This is a genomic window from Nocardiopsis lucentensis DSM 44048 (genome assembly GCF_000341125.1).
In the GTDB taxonomy this organism is placed as follows: domain Bacteria; phylum Actinomycetota; class Actinomycetes; order Streptosporangiales; family Streptosporangiaceae; genus Nocardiopsis; species Nocardiopsis lucentensis.
On sequence record NZ_ANBC01000709.1, the window covers coordinates 1 to 10645 of the forward strand.

Genomic DNA, 10645 nt, shown 5'->3' on the forward strand with positions numbered 1-10645 from the left:
GGGGCCTTAAGTGGCCGCCTATGGGGAGTATCTACTGTCCGCTGTCACCAGCTCGATGCACGCGACTTGGTGCCGGTATCTCAACGGCTCCGCATGAGCCCTCCAGGTTGAAACACCTACATCGCGGGGCTTCAGCCGTCGCCCCCGAAGTGGAGGAGCGGCACGTCGTAGAGGTTCGGGTCAGGGACTCGGCGCATCTGCGGTGATGTCACCTCGACGAGCACCATCTCGGTGAGGAACTGGACCTGGGCGCCGAGCAGATGGCTGGTGTGCCCGGCCGCGCTGTGCTCCTTCAGCCCGACGGAGACGTGGATGTGCGGGGAGATGGTGTCGGTGGCCTCGTCGTAGGCGATGGTGCCGCCGCCCAGCGCTTCGACGTTGCTCAGTTGGACCTTCGACCAGACCGGCGCGGCCGGGTCGGTGAGCTTCTCACAGGTGCCCACGATGTCCACGTGAGCGAACCCAGCAACGAAGACCGGGATATAGCCCTGGCGGACGTCGTTGGTCCGGCAGAACTCTGTGAGGGAAGAGAAGAAGTCCTCACCGTGGTCGAAGACGAGGCCGAAGGTCCGCCCCTGGGTCAGTTCGTGACTGCGCACGTCGGTTTCCGCTTCGTTTTGGGGTGGGAGGAGTTAGGCGTCGGAGTAGCCACCGGCGAAGGCGAAGGCCTCCGTGATGTCGGGACGGTCGTGGCCGGTGGCCAGCAGCGCCCACAGCAGGACGCGCGCCTTGTACGGATCCAGGAACCCGGCCCGGATCAGCCCCCGCTCCAACAGATCCTGCTCGGAGCCCGGGAACCCGTAGGTGGCCGCGAGCCCAGCCCCGGCGCCGGTCCGAGAAGCGAGCACCACCGGTACCCGGTCTGCGAGGTCCTCGAGTGCAGGAACCAGGTGTCGCGGGACGTGGCCGACACCGAACGCGGCGATGACCGCGCCGTCGACCCGCTCAGCCAAGCCCTCCAACAGCAGGCCGTCATCACCCAACGCCACCGTCACCAGGGCCACACGCGGTCCCGTGCCCAGATTCGACAAGTCGAGCGTGGTGCGCCCCGTGGGGTGGTTGAGCAGGCGCGGGGTTCCCTCCACCACGTAGCCGAGCGGGCCGCCGTTGGGGGACCGGAAGGTGGCCACGCTCGTGGTGTGGGTCTTGCGGACCCGACCGGCGGCATGGATCTCGTCGGCGAGCACCACCAGGACGCCCTGATCCCGCGTACTCGGGTGGGCAGCGGTCCGCACGGCCGCGAGGAGGTTCGCGGGCCCGTCGGCCCCGGCCAGGGTGGGGTTGCGCATCGCGCCTGTCACCACGACTGGTTGCGGGGCGGTGTGGAACAGGTCGAGCAGGTAGCTGGTCTCCTCGATGGTGTCGGTGCCCTGGGTGACGACGACGCCGTCCACCGTTCCCGAGGCCAGGCGCTTGTCGATCTCCGCGGCCAGATCAGTGAGGTCGGACAGACCCAGGGAGGCGCCGGGAAGCCGTCGAAAGTCCTCGACCTCGATGTCGACACCGGCCTCGGCCAGCCCTGGTACGGCCGCCACGAGCTGGGCCGCCGACAGGGCCGGAACCACCCCTCCTGACCCGTCGGAGGTCATGGCGATCGTCCCGCCCAGTCCGTACACCGCCACCCGAGGGCGGGACTCCTTCGCGAGCACGATTCTCCCTTCGCCGCAGGGTCTGTGAGGGGCAGCCTAACGCCCAGAGGAACCCGTCCGCCCGATGAACCGGCAAGCACGATCGACACCGGCCGTGGACAGCAACCGGCTGGACGGAGGAGCCAGTCCGGCGAACCCGTAGGCGCCGATCTGGGCGCACCGGGATACCAACCACGCCCAGTTCACGTCGAGATACTCAGCGAGGGAGCACAGTCTTCCCCTCGAGGTGTCAGCGCTGATCACCGAGTGAGCGTGTGCGTATCCCGTGACGTCCGTGTACTCGCGCAACGTTGGCGTGCTGTCCGTCATGTCGACGTGCCAGACACCGTCGGAACCGAGCCAGTTGGCGACGATCGCCTGCTCGCCAGGGTTGAGCACGAACCCTTCCACAGCCCCATAGGCCGGTTCGTCGGACACCTGAACCCGGATACCGAAGGACTCCATGAGAGCCGCGGTGAGCAGGAACAGGATCCGTTCAGCTCGTGGCGCCTTGCTCACCGTCGCCTCGGGAAGGCAGAACGATCGCGTGGCGCCTGACGGAAACCGGTTCGAGAGGGCCCGAAGGTAGTCGTGCTTGTGGGCGAAGAGCAGCCAGGTACTGGCCTCCTCTCCGGTGCGTTCCCGTGTCCAGAAGTCGGGTGCCGAGGTGAGCCGCTCAGACTGCTGAAGGATGTAGCGGGCGCAGAAATCCGAGCCCACCCACAACTGGGAAACCGCGGTCAGTTCGGCGACCATGTCCCGCCCCGCGGAGGAGCGGCGAAAGGCCGCGAACGCGTCGAGTTCCTCCCTCAGCTCCGTGATCAGCGCGTCGTCGTAGAGGAGCGCACTGTCCAGAGAACTGACCGCCCACAGCACTCCCAGGGTGAGATCGTCGAGCACGTAGGCGTCGGGGATGCGTAACCGGACGCGGTCCCCGCTGTGCCGTCCCTCCCGTCGCGCTCTTCGAGCCCGTCGCTCGTTCAGTGCGATCATCCGTCGGTCGTCTCCATCGCTGAGGCCGATCAGCAGTCGAGGCCGATGGTCCGCGCCCGACTGATCCTCCGGCGTCTCGACGAGGACATGGCCTGAACCGCGTGAGGCGTGGTGGATGCCCACCTCAACCGTGGCTCCTCCGAAGAAGGAACCCGGAAGGGCTTCGAGCGAGGCGCTCTCGCCGGGTGAGGCGTCCCCATTCCAGGTCCACAGGCTCTGCGTGGTGCCGGTTTCCGCCAGCGCGGACTCGTGACGCGGGGCAGGAATCAGCATCGCTGGCCGCCGACTTCTGACGAGCTCCTGGGCGCGGCCGAGGACTCCTCCCGTGTCGAGGACCTCATCGAGCTTCCGCGCCAGTTCCTCCGGGCAGTCACGCTCGGCGGTCTCGATCTTGCCGATCAGACTTCCGCTGGTCCACGCCTGTCGGCCAAGCTCCGCCTGCGTCAGGCCACGCTTCAGACGCCAGTGGCGCAGTTCCGCGCCGAACCAGTCTCTTGCCGAGCGGCCTGGTCGCAGTGTCTTCAGGGGTTGTGGCATCGCGGCACCTCCCGGGAGCACCCAAGCGGACAACGAGTGGTGTCCGCTTCAGCATCTCGACTCGGGCCAGCGAGCGCCACCAGATTGAAGAAGTGAGCCACGGAGGCGCGGGTTCCGTGAAGCAGCGGTATCCGCGCGATTCCAGGTCCGGGCTCCGTGGACAGCCGTGAAGGCATGGATGGACCTCAGCGAAGGAGGAAACGCCCCAGTGATTCAGGTGCCGACATCAATGCGGTGGTGCCGATGATGTGTGCCGAGCGACCGAAAAGCGTCGCCGTCACAGGGGTCAGCGGTTTCCTGGGATCCCACCTCGCGGAACGTCTCGTGCGTGAGGGAACGCGGGTCGTGGGGCTTGACCGGATCCCCGTGACACACGTACCCGATGCGATACGCGAACAGGTGGATTCTGCCTTGGGCACCGGCCTTGTGTTCGAGCGATGCGACCTGGCCACAGACGACCTCGTCCCGGCGCTGCAAGGCGTCGACACGGTCTTCCACCTCGCCGGTGTGAGCGGGGTCCGGGAATCGTGGGGGAGCCGATTCAGCGACTACGTCAAGGCCAACGTCCTCGGAACGCAGCGGCTCCTCGAAGCGTGCCGGACGGCGGGTGTCCGCCGGGTGGTCGTCGCGTCCTCGTCCAGCGTCTACGGTTCGGTGACGGGTCGACCCTCGCTTCCTGAGGACCCTCCCCACCCGGTGTCACCGTACGGGGTCTCCAAACTGGCCGTCGAACGTCTGGCTCTGGCCTACGCCGAGCGCTCGGATTCCAGCTTCGACGCCTGCGTTCTCCGCTACTTCACCGTGTACGGTCCGCGTCAGCGCCCGACGATGCTGATGTCCCGCGTACTCGAAGCCGCGTACACGGGGTGTCCGCTGACGGTGTTCGGCGACGGGCGGCAGCGACGGCACTTCACGTACGTGGACGACGCCGTCGAGGCGACGGTTCTGGCCGGTACGCGTGCGTTGCCGGGCTCCCAGGTGGTCAATGTGGCCGGGCCGCAGAGCGCCAGCGTCTCCGATGTGCTGGCAGTGGCCGAGTCCGTGGTCGAGGGTCCGATCCCCATTCGGTACATGGCTGACCGACCGGGGGACGTCTCCGCCTCCCAAGCGGACCTGAGCGCGGTCTCCACCCTGTTGGGGTACCGGCCCAGCGTCGACCTGATCAGGGGGATCACCGCTCACTGGGGGTGGTACCGAACGCAGGGCACGCGAGGGGCGCTTTCCACTGTGGGCGAGGTCGCGGCAGGAGGTGTCCGGTGATCTCGATCGAAGCCGCATCAGCCAACGAACTGTTCTCCGCCGCGGCGCACACGGTCATGTCGGAGGGAAGCCCCGTTGCTCCTCGGGGAGGAGCAACCAGGGAAGTCCTCGGAGCGCATCTCCTCCTGCGCGATCCCCGACGCCGACTCATCTCGGCCCCACCGATCAGGATCCTGAACCCCGCCTTCGCGGTGGCGGAAGCGGTCTGGATCCTCTCCGGAAGCGACGACGCCTGGATCTTCGACTACAACCGCCGCCTGGCCGAGTTCGCGGACGACGGTGTGCTCCGAGGCGCCTACGGCCCCCGGCTACGTCGGTGGCGCGGTGTCATCGACCAACTGGACCGAGTCCGTCACCTTCTCCTGGAGGACCCCGACACCCGACGCGCCGTCATCCAGCTCTACGACCCTGGCCTCGACTCCGCCCCGAACAAGGACGTCCCCTGCACCCTGGGATTCCGTTTCTTCCTTCGCGACGGGCGACTGCGGATGCACACCACCATGCGCAGCCAGGACCTGTGGCTGGGCTTCTGCTACGACGTCTTCACGTTCTCGGTCCTGCACGAGCTGATGGCCCACTGGGTCGGTGCCGAGCTGGGCGAGTACCACCACCATGTCGACTCCCTTCACCTGTACGCCGAGCACTGGGACGCCGCCCTCCGACTGCCTACGGCCCCTGCCCCCTCACCCAGGAGCGCACCGCTCGCAGTGGCCTGGGAGGACCTCGACACGACCCTGGCACGGACGAGAACAGGTGGTCCGCCGCTGCCGGCGGCCTGGGACCAGTTCGCCTGGACGATGCACAGCTACCGGCTCTGGAAGGCCGGAAACCACGGCGAGGCACGGAACCTGGCCCTCGCGATCCCGGGAGCCCTCGGAGCGGACCTCACCACCTGGTACGACCACCTCACCCGCCGCAGGAACGAGAGGAGGAACGGTGTCGACACGCCCACCCCTGGTGCTCGGCCTGTGCTCGGGCACTCATGACTCTGCTGCTGCGCTGATCAGCGGTGGCAAGCTCGTCGGCCTGGTCGAGGAGGAACGGCTCAACGGGGAGAAGCACACCCGAGCCTTCCCACGAAACGCCGTCGCCTGGCTCCTGGAGCACGCGGACGTAGCGGCCGACGAGGTCACCTCGGTCGCGTACAACTTCCAGCCGGGTCTCTACCGCGAAGGAGTGGTCTCCAGCCTCCCCCACCTCATCCGAAGCTCAACACGGAGCAGGGCCCTACCCCGGGCCAACAGCTTCAGGAAGGTGCACCGTCGGGCCACCGAACGGCTCGCGAACCTGGCGGACAGGTTTCCTCGGGCTGACGTCGTGGGCGTGGAGCACCACCGTGCCCACGGGATCTACGCGTTCGCCGCGTCCGGGTACGAGAGCGCCGCGGTGCTCGTTGTCGACTCCCTCGGCGAGACCACGACCACCTCGCTCGCCCGCGCGCGTCTGGAGGGTGACGGTGTCCGTTACGAGCCTGTGGCCCTGATCAGCGATCCCGCCTCCCTCGGATACGCCTACGGAGCGGTCACCCAGCACCTGGGATGGCGCCGGGGAGACGAGGAGGGAACGGTGATGGCCCTGGCCGCGTTGGGCGATCCCGCCCGTTACCGCGGCCTCTTCCAGAAGGGGATCCGTACGACGGGGGACGGGTTCGCCCTCGACCCGAGTCTCTTCCCACTCCGGGTCGTCTCCAGCCGATACCCCAGGTTGTCTCCCGCGTTCGTCGCGGCCACCTGTCCTCCCCGTGTCCCAGGTAGCGCGCTGCGAAGGGTTCACGCTGACCTCGCCGCCGCACTCCAGGAGCGGACCGAGCAGGTGATGGCTCACCTCGCACGCAGGGCCCGGGCTCTGACCGGGGAAACGCTCCTGTGCGTGGGCGGTGGTGTGGCGATGAACTGCCTGTCGATCGGCGCGATCGTCCGCGAAAGCGGATTCGAGGAGGTCTCCGTCCCGCCCGCGCCGGGAGACGCGGGTACGGCGGCAGGGGCCGCGCTCGCCCACCACCTCGACACAACGGGAACCCTGGCCAGCGGGGCCGCACGTCGCTGCTATCTCGGACCGGCCTATCCGGGAATCGAACTGGGAAGCCTACCGCGCGAGGGGCTGTCCGCCCACCTGGTCACCGACCCGGCTCGTCACCTCGCACGACGACTGGCCGATGGTCAGATCGTGGGCGTGTTCCAGGGGAGGCTGGAGGCAGGGCCTCGAGCGCTGGGAAACCGGTCGATTCTGGCCTCCCCGCTTCGTCCTGACGTCGTCGACCGTCTCAACTCGACCGTGAAGTTCCGAGAGTCGTTCCGCCCGTTCGCCCCCGTGGTACTCGAGGACAAGGCGGCGGACTACTTCACCCTCGGACAACCGTCTCCCTTCATGTCCATCGCCAGCGGCGTCACTCCGCTGGCACGGGAGACGATCCCGACTGTCGTGCACAGGAACGGCACCGAGCGGGTCCAGACGCTGAGCCGTCGACACAATCCGCTGCTCGCCGAGGTCCTGAGCAACTTCGCGGAGCTGACCGGCGTGCCCGTTCTGATCAACACCAGCCTGAACGTCAAGGGCAAACCGATCTGCGGAACCCCCGAGATGGCCCTGGACTGCCTGGAGACCTCGGGCCTGGACGCGCTGCTGCTCGAACAGTGGTGGGTGGAGAAGGCATGAGGATCGGCTACAGCTTCTGGGGCTTCCTCGGGAACGGCGTCACGGATACGCCCGACGGTGGGCGCAGCCACCGGCGTGTACTCGTCGACGGCCTGAACGATCGCGGTCACCACCTCGTCTTCCTCCAACCCAACCGTGACCTTGTCGAAGCTGGCGAGGACTTCACCGGCCGGTACACCTGGGACGAGCGTCTACCCACGATCGACGCGCTCCTGCTCGAATGGCGCTGGCCCATCGCCGGACGGAACGTCACCTCGTGCGCCAGCCCCGGCCACACCTGCGACCTGCACCGTCAGGAGGACCTCATCCGCGCCTACGTGCGTGGCCTGGGCCTGCCGACTCTGCTGTGGGACAAGGACCTGCGGTTGGCGAAGGACGACCCGATCCGGTCGCTTCCCAACATCACGGTGTGCGAAGCGGCGCTGTTCCCGAACGACGGGGCGCGATCCCTTCTCTTCCCCGTTCGCGACGCGCACATGGACGCCGCTGACCCCGAACTCCTCGCCAAGGCCCACCGAGACCTTCCACTGGTCTACGCGGGCAACCAGTACGACCGGGACGGCGCCTTCGACCGCTTCTTCGCTCCAGCGGCGAAGCGCCATCGTCACGTGGTCGTGGGGAAGTGGCCCCGCACCGACTTCTGGCCGCACGTCACCTTCCTGGGACGGCGGCCGTTCTCCGAGATCGAACCGCTTCATCGAAGGGCCCTCACCACCATGCTGCTCGCACCCGAGCGGTACGCGGAGCGCGGGCAGTTCACCCAGCGGCTCTTCGAGGCGGTGCTGGTCGGATGCCTCCCGATCGGAGCCTCGAACATGCGCGGCATTGACCAGGTCCTTCCCGAGGAACTCGTCGTGTCCGACGGCGTCGAAGCCGCCCGGCTGATCGAACACCTTGAACGGATCGCCAGAACGGCGCGCCACGCCCGATTGATCGCCGACTGCCTGGACCGTCTGGAACCCTTCCGGCTCTCCCGCCAGGTGCCGGTCATCGAGTCCGTTCTCGAACCGGCGGCCACCGACAGCGAAGGAGCACGCTGATGCCCCCGAACGTGGCGGCGAATCCCCTGCCCGGGGTCAGCCGTGTCGACAAGCTGTATCTGGAACTGCTGTTCCGCTGTAACTTCCGGTGCGGACACTGCTACCACGGCAGCGACCTGGACCGACCTGACGTGGTCCAGCTTTCCCAGGCGGTTCGGGCGTTGGAGTACTTCTCCAGCCGGTTCGCCTGCCGACAGGTGTGCTTCCTCGGCGGCGAACCCCTGCTGTACCCCGATCTCCCCCAGCTGCTGGCCGCCGCCAAGGACCTCGGATTCACCACGGAGATCTGCACCAACGCCTACAAGCGCCGCCAGGTCCTCGCCGACTGCCTCCCCTTCCTGGACCTGCTGAGAGTCTCCCTGGACGGCGGCACCGAGGAGACGCACGATCGGATGCGGCGCTCGGGATCGTTCACGGCGGTTTTCGACACCCTCACCTGGGCGAAGGATAACCAGCTCCCCTTCGGGGCGACGTGCACCCTGACGGCGCAGAACATCGCGACCGTTCCTGGGATCGCCCATCGACTCCACGAACTGGGTGCCCGCGAACTCATCCTGCACCGGCTGCGAGAGGTGGGCAACGTCCTCACAACCGCTCTGCAGCCGGTCTCCTGGGACCAGACACGGCGACTGCACGAGAACCTCGCGGATCTGAACCTCACCGGCATGTACGTGAACAGTCACATCCTCCTGCCCGAACGCTGTCCCGCTCCCCAGGGCGTCGTGGAGAAACTGGAGATCGCCCCGGACGGCAGGGTCTACCTGTCCTGCGCCGAGGTCGCCGGACACGGCCGAGACGTGCGCTTCGACTTCGACCGGGGTGTCCTCGTCGAGGCGCCCACCGAGGCCGGGGAGTGAGATGGTGCGTGTCCTGATCGAGTCACAACACAGCTTTCACTGGAGTAGCGTCGGAACCCATGAGGATCGCGATCATCGGCTGTGGAGGAAGTGGCAAGACCACCATCGGCCGTCGGTTGGCGGAAGGCCTGGATGCTCCGCTGACCCACCTGGACGTCCTGTACTACGACGACGAATGGAACACCCTGCCCAAGGAGAAGTTCGCCGCGATCCAGGAGGACCTGGTGGCCCAGAACCGCTGGGTGATCGACGGGAACTTCGCCTCCACCCTGCCGATCCGGCTCCGCCGCGCCACAACGGTGATCTTCCTCGACCTGAGCCCGATCACCTGCCTCACCGGGATCGCGCAGCGACGGCTCAGGTACGGCGGCGGACAGAACGACTCCACCGGGGTCTACGACCGCATCCACTGGGGCTTCATCAAGTACGTCTGGAACTTCCGCAGGACCATGGGGCCGCGGGTCCGCAAGCTCATCCTGGAACACGGGACCCACGCGGACGTGCACGTTGTTCGTACACGCCGCGCCGCCAACCGGCTCGTCGACGAGATCATCCGGACAGCGGGCACCGGAGGCTGACCGGGTGGGAGGCCACTCGTGCCTCTCACTAATCCCTTCCTCGACCCGGATCAGGTTCGGGGCGGGCTTTACGCCCGACCAGAGCGGTTGGCCTCACGAACCCACGCTCTGCTGAGGGCCCGTGTCAGCGGCACGCCGGTTGTCGATGTCCTGTCCCGTCTCCTCGACACCTGGCTCACCGTTCCGGTCCACGACGCACGGCTCCTGGACGCGGGGTGCGGACGAGGGACGACCAGCCGCGCACTGGCTGGTCTGGGTCCGGCGTCCCTCGTGGCACTGGACCTGTCACCCGGTCTTGCTGCCACGGCACGATCGAGACTTCCGCACGGCGGCCAGCGGGCCGTGGTCTCCGCTGATTTCCACCGGTTGCCGTTCAGGTCGAACGTCTTCGACGCGGCGATCGCGGCGTTCTGCCTCTACCACTCGTCCGACCCGACCGTCGCTATCAGGGAGATCAGCCGTTGCCTGAACGCCAGGGGTGTGTTCATCGCGGTCACGAAGTCGGAGGACAGCTACAGCGAACTCGACGAGGTGATCGCCGGTATCGGAATGGCCTCAGATATCGCTGATCGCCCCAGCCTGTACGCAGCGGCGCACAGCGGGAACATCCGCACGTTGGCGGCTCCCGTTCTCAAGGTCCAACAGGTTCTGCACGAAGAGCACCGGTTCCGGTTCGAGACGCTGGAACACCTGGCCAGATACCTGGTGACCACTCCGAAGTACGAGTTCGCCGACGCCATCGGTTCTGACCACCATTCCCTGGTCGAGGAACTGCGGCGCCGCGGGTGCCCCACTCCTCTTGCCGCGTCGTCCACCGTCTCCTACCTCGTGGGAGTCCCGGATGCGTGAGACCTTCACCAAGGAGTACCGGGATCCGACCAGGTCGAGAGCCGCGGTGTCCCATCACCGCTGGCTCCGAGATATGGGGGCTCCGGTCCCCGCTCTACTCGCCGCCTCCCCCGACGAGCTCGTGTTCGGGCACGTTGGCGGGGAACACTGCCGAGTCGCGGACCTGCCCGTTGTCGCGGAGCTGCTCGGGCGCCTCCACGCGGTGGCGTTCGAACGCCAACTGCACGAGGCTCGGCTGGGAGGGTCCT

At 67.4% G+C, this 10645-nt stretch carries 10 protein-coding genes; 7 read left to right on the top strand and 3 right to left on the bottom strand.

Annotated features, from left to right (window positions below):
• Nucleotides 1-131: 131 nt before the first annotated feature.
• From D471_RS0124795 to D471_RS0124805, 3 genes are read right to left on the bottom strand one after another with little or no spacing between them, the layout of a single operon-like run.
• Entirely contained in the window at nt 132-599 is a 468-nt protein-coding gene (locus D471_RS0124795) for a PPC domain-containing DNA-binding protein (protein WP_017601112.1), read from the bottom strand.
• Nucleotides 600-632: 33 nt separating this feature from the next.
• Complete coding sequence (locus tag D471_RS0124800; protein WP_241479704.1) at nt 633-1649, bottom strand: asparaginase; 1017 nt, start codon at nt 1647-1649, stop codon at nt 633-635.
• A 36-nt stretch (nt 1650-1685) separates the two neighbouring features.
• Entirely contained in the window at nt 1686-3158 is a 1473-nt protein-coding gene (locus D471_RS0124805) for a helix-turn-helix domain-containing protein (protein ID WP_017601114.1), read from the bottom strand.
• Nucleotides 3159-3404: 246 nt separating this feature from the next.
• Between D471_RS0124805 and D471_RS36020 the strand changes: the two genes are divergently transcribed.
• From D471_RS36020 to D471_RS38705, 7 genes are all read left to right on the top strand, one after another.
• Nucleotides 3405-4418 (top strand): NAD-dependent epimerase/dehydratase family protein, encoded by a 1014-nt coding sequence (locus tag D471_RS36020; RefSeq protein WP_083924318.1) that lies wholly within the window; start codon nt 3405-3407, stop codon nt 4416-4418.
• The gene (locus tag D471_RS0124815; protein ID WP_017601116.1) at nt 4415-5404 is read left to right on the top strand and encodes a thymidylate synthase; all 990 of its coding nucleotides are present in this window, start codon (nt 4415-4417) and stop codon (nt 5402-5404) included. The genes D471_RS36020 and D471_RS0124815 overlap by 4 nt, the downstream gene beginning before the upstream one ends.
• Nucleotides 5355-7073, top strand: a complete 1719-nt coding sequence (locus tag D471_RS0124820) for a carbamoyltransferase family protein (RefSeq protein ID WP_152486436.1) — start codon at nt 5355-5357, stop codon at nt 7071-7073. The genes D471_RS0124815 and D471_RS0124820 overlap by 50 nt, the downstream gene beginning before the upstream one ends.
• Entirely contained in the window at nt 7070-8113 is a 1044-nt protein-coding gene (locus tag D471_RS0124825; RefSeq protein WP_017601118.1) for a glycosyltransferase family protein, read from the top strand. Before D471_RS0124820 ends, D471_RS0124825 begins: the two co-directional genes overlap by 4 nt.
• On the top strand, nt 8113-8970 hold the full coding sequence (locus D471_RS36025; RefSeq protein WP_017601119.1) for a radical SAM protein: 858 nt from the start codon (nt 8113-8115) through the stop codon (nt 8968-8970). Before D471_RS0124825 ends, D471_RS36025 begins: the two co-directional genes overlap by 1 nt.
• Nucleotides 8971-9029: 59 nt before the next feature.
• On the top strand, nt 9030-9548 hold the full coding sequence (locus D471_RS0124835; protein WP_017601120.1) for a P-loop NTPase family protein: 519 nt from the start codon (nt 9030-9032) through the stop codon (nt 9546-9548).
• A gap of 87 nt (nt 9549-9635) precedes the next feature.
• Nucleotides 9636-10397, top strand: a complete 762-nt coding sequence (locus D471_RS38705) for a class I SAM-dependent methyltransferase (RefSeq protein ID WP_161630117.1) — start codon at nt 9636-9638, stop codon at nt 10395-10397.
• The last annotated feature ends 248 nt before the right edge of the window (nt 10398-10645 follow it).